Origin of the sequence: Salinicola sp. LHM (assembly GCF_034479735.1) — a bacterium.
Classification (GTDB): Bacteria; Pseudomonadota; Gammaproteobacteria; order Pseudomonadales; family Halomonadaceae; genus Salinicola; species Salinicola salarius.
Map to the genome: position 1 here is coordinate 2,498,081 of NZ_CP140261.1, position 20,411 is coordinate 2,518,491.

Below are 20,411 nucleotides of genomic sequence, written 5' to 3' on the forward strand. Positions count from 1 at the left end.
CCAGCGCCCTTTCTCTACGAAACGTAAGGATGGCGTTAATCGTTAACTCGATTGCAGTGAAATACCAAACCAAAAAGTCTGGTTTAAAAGCCATTTTCATGCGCGTCACGCTCGGTTATAGGCAACGGCTTTCATCGACTCTGTGACATCATTTCCGGCTTGTGATTCGAACGCTCGGGCAACTCGATAAAGCGCTGGCGCAGATAGGCGGCTTCTTCGGTAGCATGAAAATCGGGGCTGCGTTGCGCATGGGCAAAGTAGGTCAGGATCAGCCACCCTAGCCGGCACGCTTGGGAAGCTTGAGTCCCCCGGCCCATGCCGGCTTCCGGCGATTCATCGATCCAGCGCTCCGCCAGGGCCGGAGGGACATTCATAAGCAGGCGGGAAAGGTCGAATCCGACCGGCAGCCTGTCGGCGTGATCCCAGTCGATGAACACTGGCCGACCCGTCCGCGATTCGATCAGTACGTTCTGGGGGTGAAGGTCGCCGTGGGAGAATACCCGCGGCAGCCGGTAAACGGCGCGGACCATACCCAGCAGTAGCCGCAGCTCCCGCCAGTGCTGCCGTTTCAGCGCGGCCAGGCAGACGCCGCTGACCAGTTTTCCGAACGCCTTTCTCCCGCGCCGGTCGCCTCCCATCCCGGTGACCCAGCGAACGGACGGCAACCGCAGGGCCGCGGCGAGCGTGTCGCGAAACGCCTGCTCGTTGTCACCGGTGAAGCCATCCAGTGTCTGGCCTTCGATATGCTCGACGACCAGGCTGGCGGTCTCTCCGTGGATGAGCACGGCTTCCAGAGACGGCGCGGCTATGCCGTTGGGTTCGAGCACCCGGCGGTGAAGGCGTTCGAGCCAGAGCGCATTTCGAACCGGGCGCTGGGCATGAACCACGCGACGCCCCGCCGGCGTATCGATACAGAGTGCCGAAAGCTTGCCCCGGTGGCCGAACAAGGGCCGAAACGCGTTGATGGTCAGATGGGGCCGTAGCGGCTGCAGAAGGGATTGAAAGGCGGGGAGTTCGGCGCTGGCCCGGGCAGTCAGAAAGCCATCCTCGGCGCCGGGTGGCATCACGACGGCCAGCCCACCTCCCAACAGCTGGCCGCTTTCCAGCGCCCTGACGCGAACGAGATCCCCGATCTGCAACGCGAGCGGCGCCAGGAAGCCAACGCCGCCTTCACGCGTGATGCCGGCCTCGACCACATCGGGTCGCGCATCCTGACACAACGCGCAGAACCGTTCTTCGCCGTTGACGGAGATGACGACGCTCTGGCAAGCACGCGACTGCCGGCCATCATCGGCAACATACCATCCCCTGACGACACCCTGGCTGACTTCATCCACGAAACCTGGCATGCACGCTCCTTGGCCGCGTGGCGACGCGAAGGCCTTGTTGTCATTCAGCGCCGCTCCCTGATCCTGCCGTCGCCCGAACGCCGCTATTCATGAGCAGCCGTTCGAAGGCGATACGCTGGTCAAAACGATACGCTGGCCAAAACGATGGTACGACAACCGCCCCACTAGCTTCGTAACGTGTTACTGCGGAAGGAAAACGACTCGGCAACATTTCGAAGGCGAGGGAGCCTCTCATGAGCGGGTCATGCCTTGAACGAGAAGCGGGCCACGCCTCTACCGAGGAATGGCCCGCCCTGGTTCTCGAGTTTCCGCTCGATTGCCGATAGCGCTCAACCGAACTGATTCATGGTGTTGAGCCCGCCGCCGGCCTTGAGCGCGGCCGCGCCGGAGAAGTACTCCTTGTGGTCGTCGCCGATGTTGGAGCCGGCCATGTCCTGGTGCTTGACCGTGGCCAGCCCGCGCCGAATTTCGCGGCGCTGCACGCCGGCAACGTAGGCCAGCATGCCGGCGTCACCGAAGTAGCCCTCGGCGAGCTCGTCGGTGGAGAGCGCCGCCGTGTGGTAGGTCGGCAAGGTGATCAGGTGGTGGAATACCCCGGCTTCTCGGGCGGCGTCGCGCTGGAATGACTGGATCCGGCGGTCTGCTTCCTGCGCCAGCTCGGAGTCGTCGTACGCCGCGCTCATCAACTGGCTGCGTTCGATACCGGAGAGATCCCGCCCTTCCTCTATCCAGCGATCGTAGACCTGCTGACGGAAGTTGAGCGTCCAGTTGAACGAGGGCGAGTTGTTGTAGACCAGCTTGGCGTTCGGCACGACTTCGCGAATACGCTCGACCATGCCGGCGATCTGGCCGATGTGGGGCTTCTCGGTCTCGATCCACAGCAGGTCCGCGCCATTCTGCAGGGCATTGACGCAGTCCAGCACGACCCGGTCCTCGCCGGTGTCCGGGCGGAAGCGGTAGAGACCGTTGGCGAGCCGTAGCGGTTTGCGCAGGTCGCCATCGAGCTTGATGAGGGTGTCGCCCTCGTTGATGTCCTTCACCGCGCAGATCGGCACGGTACAGAGGAAACTGTTGTACCGGGAGGCGAGATCGCCCGGCTCCTTGCTGACCGGCAGCTTCTGCGTCAGACCGGCGCCCAGCGAATCGGTACGCGCGACGATCACCCCCTCGTCCACCCCGAGTTCCAGGAATGCGTGACGAACGGCGTTGATCTTCGCCACGAAATCCTCGTGGGGAACGGTGACCTTGCCATCCTGGTGACCGCACTGCTTGGCGTCCGATACCTGGTTCTCCAACTGGATACAACAGGCGCCGGCCTCGATCATCTTCTTCGCCAGCAGGTAGGTGGCTTCTTCGTTGCCGAATCCAGCATCGATGTCGGCAATGATCGGCACGATGTGCGTTTCGAAGTTGTCGATTCTGTCGATCACGCTGCGTGCCATCACTTCGTTGCCCTGCTTTCTGGCGCTATCCAGTTCCCGAAACAGGGTCGTCAGCTCCCTGGCATCTGCCTGGCGCAGAAAGGTGTAGAGCTCTTCGATCAGGGCCGGAACGGAGGTCTTTTCATGCATCGACTGATCGGGAAGCGGGCCGAACTCGGAGCGCATGGCAGCGATCATCCAGCCGGAAAGGTACAGATATCGCCCCTGAGTCGTGCCGTGGTGCTTCTTGATCGAGATCAGCTTCTGCTGGCCGATGAAGCCATGCCAGCAGCCGAGCGACTGGGTGTAGCGTGACGGGTCTTCATCGTAAGCCTGCATGTCGCGACGCATGATGGATGCCGTGTAACGGGCGATATCGAGTCCGGTTCGGAAGCGATTCTGCGCTCGCATCCGGGCCACGTTCTCCGGGTTGATATTGCCCCATCTGCCGTTCTGCTCCAGGCACAATCGGTTTATCGATTCGATATCGCGCTGATAAAGAGACATGACGATCTCCACAGGTCGGGATTGAGAAATGTCCGGAAGCCACGGTGTCTCGTGTTTCGATTTCACGGGCCAAAACGAGCGTTTTAACGCCATCGACGAGAAGACATGACCTCCTTGGCGAATCCACTATGTGAGAAATCGAGGCATGGCAACAATCAGCACTTAGCCGCCAGCACGGTAAGGCTTCTACTCGGAATCGTGCTTTTCGACGCGTCCTGTAGTCATGTATGACGTATGACGGTAACGGTTCCAGCGCGCGTTAATCGTTCGCCGGAAAATCAGTCATCCTGCAGCGCAATCGACCGGACCACGAAAACACTTACCAATTCATCATCTTGAGAATGACGGAGTCTGGTACTGGCATCGATGCGAGGCTGGCCGGACGCCGACTGGCAGCCCTTCCTCTATTCGACTTTCGTCGACAGGAAGATAGCGGAATTTCACATTCTTAATCGGCCGTTGCCTGCTCCAGCCCTTCCCGCGTCACCGTTGCGACCCGTTCCAGTTCTCCCGGGGTGATCACGTAAGGCGGCATCCAGTAGATCACGTTGCCCAGCGGCCGCAGCATCACCCCGCGTGACAGCGCGTGCCGATAGACGCGCAACCCGCGACGCTCGCGAAAGTCGTAGGGCGTCAGGCTGGCCTTGTCCGCCACCATCTCGATCGCGAGCACCATGCCGGTCTGGCGCACGTCACCAACGTGAGGGTGCTCTCGCAGCGGCTCGGCGAGGCGCCCCATCAGCGCCGCCTTGTCGCGGTTGGCGGCGATCACGTCGTCCTGCTCGAAGATATCCAGCGTCGCCAGGGCGGCGGCGCAGGCCAGCGGATTGCCGGTGTAGCTGTGGGAGTGCAGGAAGGCTCTCAGCGTCGAATAGTCATCGTAGAACGCAGCGTAGACCTCGTCGGTGGTCATCACCACCGACAGCGGCAGGTAGCCGCCGGTCAGCGCCTTGGAGAGGCACAGGAAATCCGGGCGCACACCGGCCTGCTCGCTGGCGAACAGCGTCCCGGTGCGGCCGAATCCGACGGCAATCTCGTCGAAGATCAACTGGACGCCGTGACGATCGCAGGCCTCGCGCAGCCAGGTCAGGTATTCCGGCGGGTACATGCGCATGCCGCCGGCACACTGGATCAGCGGTTCGACGATGACCGCCGCCAGCTCGTGGGCATGACGCGCCAGCGCCGCTTCCATGTGCGCGAAGGCTCCCCTCGCCTGCTCGACCCAATGCTCTCGCGGCAGGCCGAAGCCGTCCGGTGCCGGCACCTTGATCACGTCCAGCAGCAACGAGCGGTAGGTGTCGGTATAAAGCGCCACGTCGCCGACCGATAGCGCGCCCAGCGTCTCGCCGTGGTAGCCGTTGGTGATGGTCAGGAAGCGCCGCTTTTCGGGACGACCGACGTTGCGCCAGTAGTGGTAGCTCATCTTGAGCGCGATCTCGACGGCGGAGGAGCCGTTGTCGGCGTAGAAGCAGTGCCCCAGCCCGGCGGGCGCCAGTTGACCCAGCCGTTCGGAGAGCTCGATCACCGGCTGGTGGGTGAATCCCGACAGGATCACGTGCTCGAGTTCGTCGAGCTGCTGCTTGATGCGCGCGTTGATGCGCTCGTTGGCGTGCCCGAACACGTTGACCCACCAGGAACTGACGATATCGAGATAGCGCTGGCCTTCGAAATCCTCCAGCCACACGCCCTTGCCGCGGCGGATCGGTACGACGGGAAGCGTTTCGTGGTCCTTCATCTGGGTACACGGGTGCCACAGGCTGGCCAGGTCACGCTGCATCCATTGACTATTGCGGGTCATTCGACGGGTTCCCTTGGAGGGTGTTTACAACGGCTTTTGGCGTTTACAAAAGAGGATCGATATCCAGAAAGTCCGCCACGCGTTCGGCGGATGGCGACGGCAGCCAGGGCACGACGCCGAGGCATGGAACGCCGCCCTGCTCGCCCAGCCATCCGGCGAGGGCATCCAGGTTCTGCCGGCGGCGTGGCAGGTCGGGGTCGATGCCGTTGGCGACCCACCCCGCCACCGTCAGGCCGTCGCCACGAATCGCCTCCAGTGTCAGCCGGGCATGATTGATGGCACCGAGCTGCACGCCGACCACCAATACGACGGGCAGGGCGAGCGCGATCGCGAGGTCCGACAGCGACTCCCGCTCGTTGAGCGGTACGCGCCAGCCGCCGGCCCCCTCGATCAGGGTAAGATCGGCATCCCGCGCCAGCAGCCTATGCATGGAGCGCTCGAGAGATGCCAGCGTCAGCGGGATGCCCGCCTCGCCAGCGGCGATGTGCGGGGCGATGGCCGGCTCGAAGGCGAACGGGTTGATCGCATCGTAGGGCAACGCGGGATGGCACTGGGCCTGAATGGCGAGCGCATCGGCGTTGCGCAACCCGAGCGGGGTTCGCTCGCAGCCGGAGGCCACCGGCTTGCCGCCCGCCACGGTCAGTCCACGGCGCCTGGCCGCGAGCATCAGCCCTGCGGTAACCACGGTCTTGCCGGCATCGGTATCGGTGCCGGTCACGAAACAGGCCGTCATCTCCCCTCCCTCTCGCTGCGCTGCAGCAATACCGTGGCGACGCGATAGCGGGTCGGAATGCCCTCGGCTTCCCGCCAGGTTTCCAGTCTTCGGCCCAGCTCGACGATCCGGCGTCGCCCCGCCAGCCCGCCATGTCCGGCAGCCGGATCGGTCAGCGTACTGGCGCCGATCCGCTTCAACGCCCGCAGCGCGTCGATCGGCGAGGCGTGATGCGTCTTGCGCGTCGTCAGATCCAGCTCGTGCAACTGCCAGCCAGGCGCCTCGAGGAGCTCCGTCAGGCGCGCTTCGGGCAGGAAGGCGTTGCCGAGGGGTGTGCCATCGAGTCGCTGCCCCGCCGCACGCAGTTCCGCCAGCGTTCCTTCGCACAGCGTGGTGAAGGCGAGCCAGCCGCCGGGGCGCAGCACGCGGCCGGCCTCGGCCAGGAATGCTTCCAGCGACTCGCACCACTGCACCGCCAGACTGGAAACCAGCAGGCCGGCGCTGTCATCGGCCAATGGCAGTCGCTCCGCGCTGCCGACGAGCCACTGGATTGGCCGCGCGGCGTGGCGACGGCGCGCTGCCTGCAACATGCCGGGCGCGATATCCAGCCCGATCGCGAGCCCGGCGTGACGCCCGACCAGGCGGGAAATCAGATACCCCGTACCGCAACCGATATCGACGACGGTCCGCAAGCGCCCGAGCGCCGGCAGCCGCGCCAACAGACGGTCGGCCACCTCGCGCTGCAACTCGGCGCCGTCGTCGTAGGCGTGCGCGGCACGGGAAAATCCGTCGGCGATCCTTCGCAGCCGGCACCGCGACGCCGGTGTCTCCGCGGCCACGCCGGCTGGCGCAGCGTGCCGTTCGACGCGATCCAGGCCGTTCATGGCACCACCTCGTGTGGCGAGTCATCGGACGAGAGCAGGAAGTCCGCCATGAGCGCGGCGGTCCGTTCGGCCTGCTCCAGCGGGAAGGCGTGGCCGGCATGCTCGATCGACGCCGTACGCCCGCCCTCGGGCAGCCGTTCGGCGATGGCCTGGCATGCCGCCGCCGGCACCAGGGCATCGCTGTCACCGAAGAGATGCAGTTGCGGGATCTTCAGCGTGCCCGGCACGTCGCGCAGATCCAGCGCGGATAACACTTCCAGCCCGGCCAGGGCGTGATCCAGCGGCGTCGACGCCAGCGCCGCCACCAGCTCGCGCCCCAGCCGGCGGGTATCCTGTCCGCCCTGCGCGCTCAACTGCGCGAATCGCCGAAGCGTACGCGTGGGGGAAGCCTGCAACCCGCGCTGAAAGTCCTTCAGGGCTCCCCCGCTCAGCGCCGTCGGCCAGCCCGGACGGGCAACGAAACTGGCGTTGGCCCCCAGCGTGATCAACCCCCGTGCGCGACGCCCGCGCCACTGCGCCAGCGACGTGGCGAGCATGCCGCCGAGTGACCAGCCGGCCAGCCAGGCATCCTGGGGCAGCTCATGATCGAGCGCCACGACCCAGCTTTCGGGCCGGTGACTGGTCAATGCGGGATAGTTGATGCACTCGACCCGGTAGCACGGGGGCAGCCGCCGACGCAGGGCGTCGGCCAACGGCGCCAGCGGTGCGGGCCCGAGCGCCCATCCCGGCAGCAATAGCAGTGTCTGCTCGTTCATGTCGACGCCTCCCTGGTCGACATTCCCCCCGTCACTGTCTCCCTTGCCGACCACAGCCGACGGGCGGTATCGAACAGCACCCCGATCAGCCGGTCGACCTCCTCGAGCGTATGGGCCGCCGAGAGCGTGAAGCGCAGTCGCGACGTGCCGGCCGGTACGGTGGGCGGGCGGATGGCGCTGCACCAGATGCCGGCGCTGTCGAGTGCCGCCGCCAGCGCCAGCGCCGCGGCTTCGTTGCCGCCCTGCCTGCCGCTGCCCGGCACACTCCAGCTCGGCCCGACGATCAGTGGCTGAATGGGCGTGGTGGAAGGCGCCAGATGCAGATCCAGTTCGGCGAGGCCGGCCGCCTCGTGACGGAAGCGCTCGATCAACGTGGAAAGATGAGCCCGCCGCTCCGGCTCGTCGCGGACGATGTCCAGACTGGTCAGCGTGGCCCACGCTAGCGCCGGGGAGAGACTGGTGGTGTAGATGTAGGGGCGGGCGAACTGGATCAGCGCCTCGATCAAGGTCTCGCTGCCGGCGACGAACGCGCCCTGGGTGCCGAGCGCCTTGCCCAGCGTTCCGACGCTGGCGGCAATCCTGCCCGGCTCGAGGCTCTGTGCCTGCCACGTGCCGCCGCCATCCGTGCCCAGCACGCCGAGGCCGTGGGCATCGTCGACCATCAACCAGGCGCGGTGGCGCTCGCACCGAGCCGCCAGAGCGGGCAGATCGGCGACATCGCCATCCATGCTGAAGACGCCATCGGTGACGACCAGAGTTCGCCGCGCAGTATCGAGAGAGGACAGCCGCTCGCCGCAATCGACGGCATCCCGATGGGCGAATCGCACCAGACTGGCGCCGGCCAGCCGGGTCGCGTCCAGCAACGAGGCGTGATTGAGCCGGTCGTGGAGTGCCACATCGCCCCGTCCGAGCAGCGTCGAGATGACGCCCAGGTTGGCCTGGTAGCCGCTGGAGAACAGCAGCGCCCGAGGCTGCCCTGTCAGCGCGGCCAGTCTCGCTTCCAGAGATTCATGAGCCTCGCTGTGGCCGCAGACCAGGTGCGATGCCCCGCCGCCGGTGCCGAAACGCCGGGCGCCTTCGGCCAGCGCCTCCGCCAGCCGGGGATCGCCGGCCAGCCCCAGATAGTCGTTGCTGCAGAACGTCAGGTAGCGCTGTCCTTGGCGCAGGAAGTGCGGCCCCTTCCCGGCCGTCGTGCTTCTGCGGCGATAACGCTGGAGCGCATGCTGACGTGCCAGGCGCGCCGCCAGCACGCGCTTCAGCGAATCGTCCCGTGCATCGCCCTGCTCAACGTACTGTGACGCTGCCGTCATGCGCGGACCCGGGCCGTGGACGAGGCGTTAGCATCCGTGACCATCGCATCCAGCCGAGCCCTTGTCATGCGCTCCTGAATGGCCGCTTCGTGGGCGGCGTCATCGACGTCTTCGCGCTGCTCGGGGTGCAGGCCGAGGCGCTCGAAAAGCCGTTGATCACGGGTCGCCTGGGGGTTCTGCGCGGTCAGCAGGCGCTCGCCGTAGAAGATCGAGTTGGCCCCGGCGAAGAATGCCAGCGCCTGGGTCTCGTCGCTCATCAGCTCGCGCCCGGCGGCCAGACGCACGTGGGAGCGCGGCATCAGGATGCGCGCCACGGCAATGGTGCGAATGAACTCGATGGGGTCGAGATCCTCGACATGCTCGAGCGGCGTGCCCTGGATCCGGATCAACATGTTGATCGGCACGCTCTCGGGGTGTTCAGGCAGGTTGGCCAGTTGCTGCAGCAGCCCCGCCCGGTCGTTGACGCTCTCGCCCATGCCGAGGATGCCGCCACTGCAGATCTTCATGCCGGACTGACGGACGTGGTCCAGGGTCTCCAGACGATCGGCGTAGGTGCGGGTGGTGATGATCTCGCCGTAGTACTCCGGCGAGGTATCCAGGTTGTGGTTGTAGTAATCGAGCCCGGCTTCCTTCAGTTGCTCGGCCTGCTCCCGACTCAGCATGCCCAGCGTCATGCAGGTTTCGAGCCCCATCGCCCGCACGCCGCGCACCATTTCCAGCACCAGCGGCATGTCTTTCGCGCTCGGATGCTTCCACGCCGCGCCCATGCAGAAACGGCTGGCGCCGACTGCCCTGGCCTTGCGCGCCTCTTCCAGCACCGCTTCGACCTGCAACAGCTTCTCGCGCTCCAGCCCGGTGTTGTAGTGGCCGGATTGCGGACAGTACTTGCAGTCTTCCGGGCAGGCGCCGGTCTTGATCGAAAGCAGCGTGGAGATCTGTACCGCGTTGGGATCGAAATGCTGGCGATGCACGCCTTGCGCCTGGAACAGCAGATCGTTGAACGGGCGTTCCAGCAGCGCCTGGATCTCTTCGCGCTGCCAGTCATGACGCAGGGAGACATTCCCGGTTCGAGAGGAGGTCATTGCCATGCCAGTGGTCAACCTTTTCTATTAATAAAGTTGACTGAATGGTGCCACGGCAACCTGTTAACTTCAAACAATCAGAGAGGTTAACTAAAGCCGCCATGCCGATGACGACATGGCGGCGGGAACGTCTCAATCTTCCGGATTGCGAGACAGCGAGTATTCAGAACGCCCTCCGGCTAGGGGGCGGTAGTTCGAACCGGGGGAGCGCTTCCGCCGTCTTTGCCGTCTTCGATGCTGTCGGATGAATGGGATGGCTCGGATGTATCGGGCAAGCCGGACGAACCCGTGTCATCCAGATCGAGAGATTGCCTGAAACCGTCATCGAACTGGCCGGGGTCGAGCCGCTGCGACCATCCGATGATCGGAATCATGTCGCCATCAGGCCCGCCACGCGTCGGTACGAGATACTCCCAGGCAATTTCCCCCTCGCGTGTCACTTCGACCAGGCGGCCGCCATCCGATTCGCTGATCAAGGTGTTGCCGTTGTCCAGCCGGTGCTGGTCGCCGCGGATCTCGCTCTCCAGCGGGTGCTCCGCGGTGCCGGCATATTGCCAGGTGATCTGCAGGGTACGCGGGTCGAATTCCAGAACCCGGGATTCGCCCTCCGGCGTGTGGTAATGGCCGCGATTGTCGAACATCACGATATCGCCGTTGGGCAATACGTCGGGGTCGTGCTGGCGAATCCATGGACCGCGCGTGGCCCAGGTGATCTTCTGCGAACGCGGGTCGAACACCGCGATGGAGCTGGTCTCGCGGAACGACAGCAGCAGGTCGCCCTGGTTACCGAAGGGGAAGTTGCGGGCCTTGTCGGCGGTGAGGTAGTCGACCGCGTTGGCGTGGATGGGGTCGTTGAGCATGATGCCCGGCACGTTGTCCAGCAGCTCGCTGAACGGCGAGTCATGCAGGGCCGGCAATAGTCGGGTCCGTTGGAGCTCCTCGCCCTCCGGCGACAGCACCACGAGCGAATCCTCGAGCCGCGGCGGTTCGAGGTAGTCCAGCCCCTCGATCTCGTCGTCGAAGATGCCATGGATCAGCGCGTATATCTTGCCGTCCGGCGCGACGGCAAACTGATGGTGAGCGCGGCCAGCGTAGCGCCAGATCACGTTGGAATCCTTGTCCAGCTTGACCAGCCCGTAGCCGTAAGGCGTGTCGCCGTTGCCTTCGTAGAGCGCGATCAGGTCGCCGTTGGGCTGCACCTGGGCGTTGCGGAAGTGAATGAATTCGTCGGGACGCGGATTGGGCACGCCCTCTCCGTCCGGCCACGCCTCGCTGTATGGCTTGCGCCATTCGTGAACCACCTTGCCGTTCATGTCGACGAGATAGGCGGCCGGCTCGGTGCCGGTGGTGTAGAGCGTCAGCCCGTTGCGAGCGAGTTGGGGGTCGTACTGGGTGACCCCCTTGGCTTCGGTGCGCTGCGTGCGCCAGATATCACCCTTATAGATGTCGCTGTAATCGGTAGCCTGATGGTAGAGCGCCTGCCCGGCCTGATAGGCATGCTGTATCTGCGGCCCAGGGAAGATGTCGGTGACGACCGAAAAGGCGCCGATCACGAACACCAGCACCAGAGCAGCGAGTATCGACAGCGTCTTGAAGACCTTGTCGGTAACAGAATCGGCATCCTGCCGGTCAGGGCGCTTCTCGGACGTCTTCGACGGCTCCATGTTTCCACCATTCCATGCGGCTTGCGAACAAACAAGAGACAGCAACCCACCGCCTCGCGGCCGGGTCACGATGTCGCTTAGAGCGACATTCTGGAATGGGGGTTCAACAGAGTGTGTTGTCTTAATGTTGCCTATTGGCGCCGTTTACGTAACGCGCTGGACATTGGGAATCATCGCCGGGAATGAGATAGAGCTCCGTCAAGTCGTGCCCGTCTCTCACCGGGGACGGTGGGATCGAACCAGGGTGGCCGCCATCGGCCAGCTGTAATGACTCAGTAAACTCAGTGAATTCCTGCTCAGGGTATTATCCAGAAAGGAGATACCCGTGAGCATAGAGATGAACGACAAGATCGAGCGTTGACCGCCAAGCGGAAATCGGCCTCGGTGATGAGATCATCCAGGAGGAGCAGTGAGCGCATTGCCATCGCTTCGAGACGTTGCAGCATGCAATGCGCATGATCGGGGACTGTGTCCAGTTTTACAAATACCCAGCGCCCTCATCGGGCGCTGGGCATGAAGACACCCGAGGCTCATGCAAGCGCATGCGCTTTAGCAGCCTGACCTGTGTAGAAACCGCCGGGTCATTACAGGTCTCTTGACATGTCTCGTGAACATCCCTGGTTAGAGGAAGAATGGCGCCAGGGCCGATAGTGTCAACACCACGAGGCCGCCGCCGATTCGCGATGAGATGGAGAGAAATGGCAGCAGTTCGATTCGGTTGGCTGCACTAAGGACGGCGAGGTCGCCGCTGGAGCCGATATCAGCGAGCCCAAGACCGGCGGAGATCGATGATTCGATGAAGTTCAATCGCACGAGCCAGCCGATGAATCCTGCCGCGAGAAGGGCCACGATGACCACGGCAATGGTCGAGATCATGTAGATGGGATCGTTGATCAGGGTGAGGATCTGGTCGATGTCGATGGCCACGAAGCTGACTGCCACGATGACTGCCGGGATGAATGCACTTGCCACGAGGCGGAACCACATGTCGACACTCTGAACGAGGAACTCGGGCATGGGAAGAAAGATCTTCCATAGTGCGCAGATCAGGATGAGGAAGACGTAGCCGTGAACGGCTGGCATCAGGCTCGAGAGCGTATTCGCGAGCATGAGCAGAAAGCCGGCGAGGAAGAGTCCGATGACGGTGCTGCGCACAGCATCCGAGGGATCGACCTTCTGGCCCACAGGGATCTTGGCAAAGCCGGCCTTGACGTTCGTGAGATTGCCTTCACCGTTGAAATTGCGGAACAGGTTCGGGCGTTTGCGGCCCACCCAGGCGAGAGTTCCGGCGGCGCCGATACAGACCAGGTTGGCGACGACGACGGCGGGCACGAGTTGAGTGAGAGCGGCTTCGGCCGTCTGGTCGGTGTTGGCCGCGATCAGCTCGGAGATCGGCATCGCGCCCGCGGCGATCCCCCCGCCGAGGACAGGACCGACGACATAGAACATCATGCGACCGACGCCGTAGCCGGTGAGCTGGCCGATGACGCCGAAGATCGCGAAACACAGGACGATGGTGCCGATGATCGGCAGGATGATCCGGGATCCGGCGGCCATCAGAAGTGACCGATCCATACCCAGGATGCTGCCCACGATCAGTGCCGCAACGATGAACTCGCCGAAGGAGGAAAGGCGATAGAAATCGCCGACGACCGTTGCCACGTGTTCAGGGATGAGACCGTATTTGAAAAGCACTGCGGGCATGAGGATGGCAAGGATGACGCCACCGCCGATACGGTTGAGCCCGGGAATGGTATTTCCCAGCAACATGAGCACGCCGCCGATCGCCATTGTGATGGCGAAGCCACTCATCATTCCTTGTGGCGGTGCGACCCAGAAGGATAGAGCGATGATGGCCAGGGCGATGGGCAGGAACCACCTTAACGACATTCCCAATGTCTCTGTCCTGTTCGTACTGAGTTTGGGCGTCTGTTCTCCCGGGACGGATCCCTTATTTGACATTGTCTTCATTTGATATCCTCAATCTTGTAAGCAAGCGTTGTTTTGGGTACTCACTATCTAGCTCCCACACACCTTAAAAACCCATCGGAGAGTCGGAGTGAGAGAAAGAGCTTAACCCTATTTTTTTGGCGATTTTCCTTGCTAATAATTTGACACTGGCGTTCGACATTGTAGTCATCGTTGTATCTTCTATTTTGATTATTGATACAGGAAAATCACATGGAGTGGCGTCATATCCGCTAGCGGATAAGATTTTGGCGTGTGTACGGTATCGGCTCTAGGTGCGTGGCTGACATCTCCTTGTGCGAGACTCACGTTGCCATCTGAAGTCATGTAATGCTTCACCGCTTCAGGTCTTGCACTTCTATGGGATCACTGCATAAATGCCTACCCGAGAGAATCGCTGCGTTGCGCGGTACTCGAAGATTCGCCTAACCCCTCATTATGGGTCGCCTTCTGCGCACCGGACGCCTTGCGCTTCATTTTGCTCGGCAACTTATTCAGCAATTCTCTGGGCGCAAGCTGTGTGTTCTATGCGGTACTGTAAACCCTGTACCGCATAGAATATTATTCAGTATAGCCTTGAGCATTACTCAGCATGCTTGCGATCGAATTCCCATACTTCAGGGAAGCCCATCAGCTCGCACATCTCTGAAAATGGATACATGGATGAAGCTTGTGTTCCTTGTGGCGATTTAATTTGCTGGAAGGTGTCATATAGTGCCTGGGTGGCAGCCAGAAAGCCCGAGGCTGGAAATATTGCGAGGGAAAAACCCAGCTTCTGCAATTCGGAAGGCGGCAATTGTGGTGTCCTGCCACCTTCGACAACATTCGCGAGCAACGGTACATCAAAGCTGCGACCAATCTTTTCGAGCTCTTCGACACTCTCGGGGGACTCGATGAACAGAATATCTGCCCCGGCTTTCACATACTCCTCACCGCGGCGCAAGGCTTCATCGATACCCAGAGCTGTTCGTGAATCGGTACGCGCAACGATTTGAAAGTTGCTATCGCTGCGAGTTTCCAGGGCAACTTTTATTTTACGCACCATGTCTTCTGTCGGAATGACGCGTCGCCCGGGCGTGTGCCCGCACTTCTTGGGAAATTCCTGATCCTCAAGCTGGATACCGGCTGCACCGGCCTGCTCGTATCCACGTACTGTATGCGCGACATTAAGCAGCCCACCGTAGCCGGAGTCGGCATCGCAAATCAGCGGCGTTTGGGTACCTGAGCAAAATGCGGCAACGCGATTGACCATGTCCGTGTAGGTTGCCAGGCCTGCATCGGGCAGGCCGAGGTAGGAGGCAACCGTGCCGAAGCCTGTCATGTAAAGACAGTCGAAAGACATCGAGTCTGCGAGCTTCGCGGAAATCATGTCGTAGATGCCGGGCGCAGAGAGGATATCCTGCTGAGTTAGGCGAGCTTTGAGTGCCAGACGCTTGCTTTGCGGTGTACTGTTCATGAGTCCCCTTTTGCTGGATACCGTAGAGGGCTATGGGTGGAGGGCCAGGAGATGCCTGCCCCCATCTTTGACCTGTCTGAAGTACTGATATCTGAGGTACATTACCCATGCCGAATCTAGTCTCAAAATACTTTTTAGGCATGCATCGCGTGCCAATAGGGCATGGCACATGCATATCGATCTTGTCACGCTAAGAGTCTTTATTGCCGTATGCGAGGAAGGCAGTATTGCCCGCGCGGCAGCCCGGCAGGCTATCGCGGCGTCAGCGGTCAGCCGGCGCATTGCTGCCATAGAAGACGATATTGGCGTCGAGTTGTTCGTGCGCGGGAGGCGGGGGATCGCGCTGACAGCCGCTGGAGATATGATGCTTCGACAGGCGCGTGAAGTCCTGCGTGCAACCGACCGTCTCACGGCGGAGCTAAGTTATTTTGCAACAGGCATACAGTCTCAGATCAGAGTCGTTGCATCTCCTGCCGTACTTGCGGGGAATCTGGCAGAAGATATTGGAAAGTTTCTGGAAATATCTCCTCGGGTGGGGGTGTCAACAGATGAGCGTTCTAGCCCTGAGGTGATACGTGCTGTTCGTGAAGGTGCGGCAGAGATCGGTATTTTATGGGCCCCTGATGACCTGAGTGATAGCTTCGACGTGGAGGTATACCGAAAAGATCACTTATGTCTGGCGGTTCGGCACGATCATCCGCTCGCCGAGCAAAGCGAGGTATGTTTTTCCCAGGTCATTGATCATGTGAGTATCAGCATTGCTCCCGGAGGCATGCTGGATACCATGCTACGGCGCGAAGCAGCATTGCAATCGCGTACGTTGATCCATCGTGCCGAGGTATCCAGCGTGGATGTCGCATTGCGCTTCATTGCTGCCGGACTCGGTGCTGCCGTGGTTCCCCATAGCGGAGCAATGGGCGGGGGGGCGATGAAGGGAAACAGGTCTGCAGAGCTCGTACTGCTACCTTTATCTGATTCCTGGGCTCGCCGCCTCTATGTGGTCATCACGCGAAAGGATGCGTCACTATCTCAAGCGGCACGTTCTTTGGTTCGTCATCTCTGCAATACAGACATCGAAAGTAAATAGCGCACGTCTGGACTCCACCTAGTTTGCAAGCATAGAGGGAGATCGCGACCGAATATTCGAGATCTCGTCAAGGACGCCTGACGGAGCACTGGATTCTAGTGGGCTATTAGCCCGTTGGAAGACTTTAGGCCGGAGAATCGACGTTTTGAAGGCCAAGCTGAAGCGTGTAATGGGACAAGTGATGATCTATCAGGAGACCATCAAGGTTGGCCGCCGTGGTCGTCTTGCCGACACCACCTCGGAACAAACGTTGCAGAAACACGCATGACTGCCCTCTTCCATTGACAAGTGGAATGAGTGCAGAAGCAGCATATCTAGAGGGAGGTCCTATCGATGACTTCCGCTGGCTCCCCGAACAGGACTCGAACCTGTGACCCAATGATTAACAGTCATTTGCTCTACCAACTGAGCTATCGGGGATCGATGCGGCAGTGTCGTCATACGGTGTCGGCGATGGCTCCCCGAACAGGACTCGAACCTGTGACCCAATGATTAACAGTCATTTGCTCTACCAACTGAGCTATCGGGGATCGTCGTTCACCGCTGGCTGATCTGGATGTTGTTGGCTCCCCGAACAGGACTCGAACCTGTGACCCAATGATTAACAGTCATTTGCTCTACCAACTGAGCTATCGGGGACCATCCTTCAGCACGCGGCGTAGTATACGCGCTGAGTCTTTTGCGTCAAGGCCGATACGCAGGAATCTTCAAAAGAATGGAAACGAATTATCCAGCGCAATCAATACGCTGCGGAGTCAAAAAAGTAGTCCAGGGCAAATCTTCTTATCGAATGACCAGCACTGTTCGCAAAGCGAGGAGCGTATTCACCGAGCCACGGGCGGCTACGTTGACAAACAGCCTGCGATCCGCATAGCGTCTATTTATTATAATAAATACCCAGCTTGTCTGCGGCCTGCCACAAGAGCTCACGGCCAGCAAGCACATGAACAACAATAGCGATAAAGGAGATCCCCATGACGGCAAGAGACGCGACAACCCGAAAGCCGTGGTATCAACGCATTCCCCATCCTGCCATTTTGATCTTCTGCCTGCTCTGCGTCGTCTGGGTGTTGACGCTGATCATTCCAGCAGGAACTTATGATCGCCAGGAGGTGAATGGCCGAAGCGCCGTCGTTCCAGGAACGTTCCACCTGATAGATCAATCGGCGCCGTCAGTACTGGAAATCTTCCATGCGATCCCCCTTGGCATGATCGGCGCTGCCAGCATTATCGTTATCGTATTCATCGGCGGCGGCCTGTTCCGGGTCATGGAAGCAACCGGTGCACTGGAAAACCTGGTCGGCACACTGGTGAAACGCCTGGGTGCTGAGCGCCCTTCCATCCTGATCTGGCTGATGACGTTCGTCTTTGGGGCCTTGGGGATCGCAGTCGGATACGAGAACAATATCGCCTTGATACCGCTTGCGGTCCTGCTGGGGCTCGCCATGGGTGGTGACAGGCTGGTCGGAACGGCGATCGCACTCGGTGGTGTCGGGATCGGCTTTGCCACCTCGCCTATCAATGTCTATACCGTTGGCGTCTCCGACCAGATCGCACAATTGCCGATGTTCTCGGGTGCCGGGCTGAGGAGCGTGCTATGCCTCGGCGCCCTGGCACTATTGGCACATCACACCAGCCGCTACATGAAACGCCTGCGCGCAGATGCCAGTGCCTCGCTGCTCGAGCGTGACGAGCACGACGCCTCTCTCGATAAGCCGATCGACGACTATCGACTGTCGGCGTCGGATCTTCGGGTCATTGGCACCTTCGTGGTCGGCCTCGCCATCATGCTCTACGGGGTCTTCGCCCACGGGTGGTATATCAACGAAATTTCCGGCGTATTCGTGGCCATGACCATCGCCATTGGTGCCATGGCCAAGCTTTCGCCTGCCGACATCAATCGATACTTCTTCGAGGGCGCGGCATCGGTGACAACCGGCGCACTTTTGGTGGGCCTGGCGCGGGCGCTGCAGGTCCTGCTCGAACAGGGCAGTATCGGCGACACCATCGTCTATGGCCTGGCTGAGCCACTGGCCAATCTGCCGGTGCTAGCGTCGACGCTTGCCATGACGCTGGTGCATTCCGTCATCAACATTTTCATTCCTTCGGGCAGCGGACAAGCCATGGCCACCATGCCGATCATGATTCCTCTGTCCGACTTGATCGGGATGACTCGGCAGACCGCGATTCTGGCGTTCCAGGTCGGTGACGGCCTGACCAATATGGTGGTACCGACCTCTGGTGGAACATTGGCCATGTTGGCCATTGCCCGCGTGCCATATGACCGCTGGGTGCGCTTCTTCTTCCCATTGCTGGTCAAGGTCTTCCTGCTCAGTTGGCTGATTCTGGCATTTGCGGTGGCGATCGGCTGGGGGCCGGCGTGAGCCGTAAACGTTCGGACCAGATCGCCGACGGGCTACGCGAACGGATTCTCTCCGGCGAGCTGCCGCCCGGCGCCAGGCTGGAAAGCGAATCCGCCCTGAGCGCTCGCCTTTCGACCAGCAAGTGGACATTGCGCGAGGCATTGAAGTCGCTCGAGACCCAAGGCCTGGTCCGAGTCAAAAGCGGCCCGGGCGGTGGTGCCAGTGTCACCGAAGTGAGCGCCGCCACCGCCAACGAGTTGCTGTGGAATTTCTGCTTCAGCCGTGACCTGTCGGTGCCGGACATCTATGCGCTGCGCAAGCTGCTGGAACCGGCTCTGGCACGCGAGGTGACACCACTGCTCGACGAGGCCGCTCTGGAGCGCTTAAGCGCCACCGCCGGACGTTGCTGCAGTGACCGGCGCGATGGACGCGGTGTCTCGGAACGAAAAGACGAGTTGAACTTCCACAACCTGCTCGCCGCAGCATCGCCCAACCCGTTGCTTCGCTTTCTGGTCGAATTCCTGAATGGGTTGCTGCTCAAGGTGGTTGCCGCACAGCATCTCGATCCCGCCCTGACTGGAGTCGATATCAATTATCACGGTCATGACTATCATCTGGAACTGATCGAAGCCTTCCGTGAATGCGATGCCGAGCGGGCCGGCCGCTTGATGTTCGACCACATGGAGGCCGCCGAACGCTACATGGCCGAACTGACGGCGCTGGCCGGACGTAACCGCTCGCCCGGCGACAACGACAGCGGAACCCATGACAACGAGACAAATGACAACGAGAATTCATGATGTCCATGACGCCCCATAACGCCGCCGATATGCTCGCCAAACTGGTCGGCTTCGATACCGTATCGCGACACTCCAATCTTGCACTGATCGAATTCATCGAAGCGCATCTCGCCGAATACGGCGTCGAGAGCTGGCGTGTCGAGAACGATGACGGCAGCAAATCGAACCTGATCGCCAGGATCGGGCCGGCGGTCGAAGGTGGGGTGGCGCTCTCCGGCCATACCGATGTAGTGCCGGTCGACGGCCAGCCCTGGACCACTGATCCATTCACGCTGACCGCCCATGACGGCAAGCTCTATGGACGCGGCAGCTGCGACATGAAGGGCTTCATCGCCTGCGCACTGGCACAGGTGCCGCACTGGGTCGAACAGAAGCTCAAGAAACCGATCTGGCTGGCATTCTCCTATGACGAGGAGATCGGCTGCCTGGGCGCCCCACGCATGATCGAGCGCCTGGCTGGCGAGCTTCCCCGCCCGGCGGTCGTGGTGGTCGGCGAGCCGACATTGATGCAGCCGGTGACCCAGCAGAAAGGGATTACCTCGCTGAAAACGGTCGTGCATGGCGTCGAGTCTCACTCGAGCCAGGTGGACCAGGGTATTTCGGCGATCCATGTTGCCGCACGACTGGTGACACGGATCGAGGAAATCATGACGGAACTCGTACGCGAAGGTCGAACCAACTCGGCCTTCAATGTGGCCCATTCAAGCCTTCATGTGGGACGCATCCATGGCGGCACCGCAATCAACATCATGGCCCGCGAGTGTGCTTTCGAGTGGGAAATCCGGCACCTTCCCGAAGAGGGCTTCGAGGCAGTCTTTGAGCGCTTCATGGCTTACAGCCGGCAGTTGGAAAGCGAGCTCAAGGCCCGCGACCCCCGCTTTGCCATCGAAACCACGCCCCTGACCCATACCGTGCCGGGGCTCGCCGGCAGCGACAACCGAACGGCCATTGCGCTGTGTGCGCAGCTTCTGGGAGAACGCGAAGCGGAAGCGGTCGCTTATGCCACCGAAGCCGGTCAGTTTCAGCGGGCAGGACTCGAGGCCATCATCTGCGGACCGGGAAGCATCGCCCAAGCCCATCAGCCGGATGAATTCATCAGCGAAAATCAGCTCGAGCAAGGTGCCGAGTTCATGCGTCGACTCGGCCAGCTAATGGAAGCCTGAGGCAGCTCGAGACAGAGAAGCGCAGAACGGAAAATCGGAATGGCGCTTCTCGACATGCAGTCGACAAGACGGTCTTGGCGCAAGCCAGCAAA

15 protein-coding genes and 3 tRNA genes are annotated in these 20,411 nt (G+C 61.3%); 4 read left to right on the forward strand and 14 right to left on the reverse strand.

Annotated elements, in window-relative coordinates; all coding sequences use genetic code 11:
- Positions 1–131 precede the first annotated feature (131 nt).
- The 11 genes from R5R73_RS11490 to R5R73_RS11540 form a co-directional block, all read right to left on the reverse strand.
- Positions 132–1,349 (reverse strand): phosphotransferase, encoded by a 1,218-nt coding sequence (locus R5R73_RS11490; RefSeq protein ID WP_322527575.1) that lies wholly within the window; start codon positions 1,347–1,349, stop codon positions 132–134.
- A gap of 329 nt (positions 1,350–1,678) precedes the next feature.
- Positions 1,679–3,277 carry an isocitrate lyase gene (locus tag R5R73_RS11495; RefSeq protein ID WP_322527576.1) on the reverse strand — a complete coding sequence of 533 codons (1,599 nt, stop codon included), beginning with the start codon at positions 3,275–3,277 and terminating at the stop codon, positions 1,679–1,681.
- A 448-nt stretch (positions 3,278–3,725) separates the two neighbouring features.
- Positions 3,726–5,075, reverse strand: a complete 1,350-nt coding sequence (locus R5R73_RS11500; RefSeq protein ID WP_322527577.1) for an adenosylmethionine--8-amino-7-oxononanoate transaminase — start codon at positions 5,073–5,075, stop codon at positions 3,726–3,728.
- Between the two features lie 43 nt (positions 5,076–5,118).
- Complete coding sequence (gene bioD, locus R5R73_RS11505) at positions 5,119–5,808, reverse strand: dethiobiotin synthase (RefSeq protein WP_322527578.1); 690 nt, start codon at positions 5,806–5,808, stop codon at positions 5,119–5,121.
- On the reverse strand, positions 5,805–6,671 hold the full coding sequence (locus R5R73_RS11510; RefSeq protein ID WP_322527579.1) for a methyltransferase domain-containing protein: 867 nt from the start codon (positions 6,669–6,671) through the stop codon (positions 5,805–5,807). Before R5R73_RS11510 ends, bioD begins: the two co-directional genes overlap by 4 nt.
- On the reverse strand, positions 6,668–7,426 hold the full coding sequence (locus R5R73_RS11515) for an alpha/beta fold hydrolase (RefSeq protein WP_322527580.1): 759 nt from the start codon (positions 7,424–7,426) through the stop codon (positions 6,668–6,670). Before R5R73_RS11515 ends, R5R73_RS11510 begins: the two co-directional genes overlap by 4 nt.
- The gene (bioF, locus tag R5R73_RS11520) at positions 7,423–8,736 is read right to left on the reverse strand and encodes an 8-amino-7-oxononanoate synthase (RefSeq protein ID WP_416221190.1); all 1,314 of its coding nucleotides are present in this window, start codon (positions 8,734–8,736) and stop codon (positions 7,423–7,425) included. Before bioF ends, R5R73_RS11515 begins: the two co-directional genes overlap by 4 nt.
- Positions 8,733–9,818, reverse strand: a complete 1,086-nt coding sequence (bioB, locus tag R5R73_RS11525; protein ID WP_322529592.1) for a biotin synthase BioB — start codon at positions 9,816–9,818, stop codon at positions 8,733–8,735. The genes bioF and bioB overlap by 4 nt, the downstream gene beginning before the upstream one ends.
- 179 nt (positions 9,819–9,997) lie before the next feature.
- Positions 9,998–11,482 (reverse strand): arylsulfotransferase family protein, encoded by a 1,485-nt coding sequence (locus R5R73_RS11530; RefSeq protein ID WP_322527581.1) that lies wholly within the window; start codon positions 11,480–11,482, stop codon positions 9,998–10,000.
- Between the two features lie 621 nt (positions 11,483–12,103).
- Positions 12,104–13,453, reverse strand: a complete 1,350-nt coding sequence (locus R5R73_RS11535; RefSeq protein WP_110633627.1) for a 2-hydroxycarboxylate transporter family protein — start codon at positions 13,451–13,453, stop codon at positions 12,104–12,106.
- Positions 13,454–14,033: 580 nt separating this feature from the next.
- Positions 14,034–14,906: an isocitrate lyase/PEP mutase family protein gene (locus R5R73_RS11540; RefSeq protein ID WP_110633624.1), complete on the reverse strand. Its 873-nt coding sequence runs from the start codon at positions 14,904–14,906 to the stop codon at positions 14,034–14,036.
- Positions 14,907–15,075: 169 nt separating this feature from the next.
- Here R5R73_RS11540 and R5R73_RS11545 point away from each other — a divergent pair, with 169 nt between their 5' ends.
- Positions 15,076–15,993: a LysR family transcriptional regulator gene (locus tag R5R73_RS11545; protein WP_110633621.1), complete on the forward strand. Its 918-nt coding sequence runs from the start codon at positions 15,076–15,078 to the stop codon at positions 15,991–15,993.
- 344 nt (positions 15,994–16,337) lie between these two features.
- Here R5R73_RS11545 and R5R73_RS11550 read toward each other — a convergent pair.
- From R5R73_RS11550 to R5R73_RS11560, 3 genes are all read right to left on the reverse strand, one after another.
- Positions 16,338–16,413, reverse strand: a tRNA-Asn gene (locus R5R73_RS11550).
- Positions 16,414–16,447: 34 nt separating this feature from the next.
- A tRNA-Asn gene (locus R5R73_RS11555) sits at positions 16,448–16,523 on the reverse strand.
- A gap of 33 nt (positions 16,524–16,556) precedes the next feature.
- Positions 16,557–16,632, reverse strand: a tRNA-Asn gene (locus R5R73_RS11560).
- Between the two features lie 335 nt (positions 16,633–16,967).
- On the opposite strand from R5R73_RS11560, the gene R5R73_RS11565 reads away from it, so the two are divergent.
- From R5R73_RS11565 to argE, 3 genes are read left to right on the forward strand one after another with little or no spacing between them, the layout of a single operon-like run.
- Entirely contained in the window at positions 16,968–18,377 is a 1,410-nt protein-coding gene (locus tag R5R73_RS11565) for a YfcC family protein (protein WP_322527582.1), read from the forward strand.
- Entirely contained in the window at positions 18,374–19,156 is a 783-nt protein-coding gene (locus tag R5R73_RS11570) for a FadR/GntR family transcriptional regulator (RefSeq protein WP_322527583.1), read from the forward strand. The genes R5R73_RS11565 and R5R73_RS11570 overlap by 4 nt, the downstream gene beginning before the upstream one ends.
- Positions 19,156–20,319: an acetylornithine deacetylase gene (argE, locus tag R5R73_RS11575; RefSeq protein ID WP_416221239.1), complete on the forward strand. Its 1,164-nt coding sequence runs from the start codon at positions 19,156–19,158 to the stop codon at positions 20,317–20,319. Before R5R73_RS11570 ends, argE begins: the two co-directional genes overlap by 1 nt.
- The last annotated feature ends 92 nt before the right edge of the window (positions 20,320–20,411 follow it).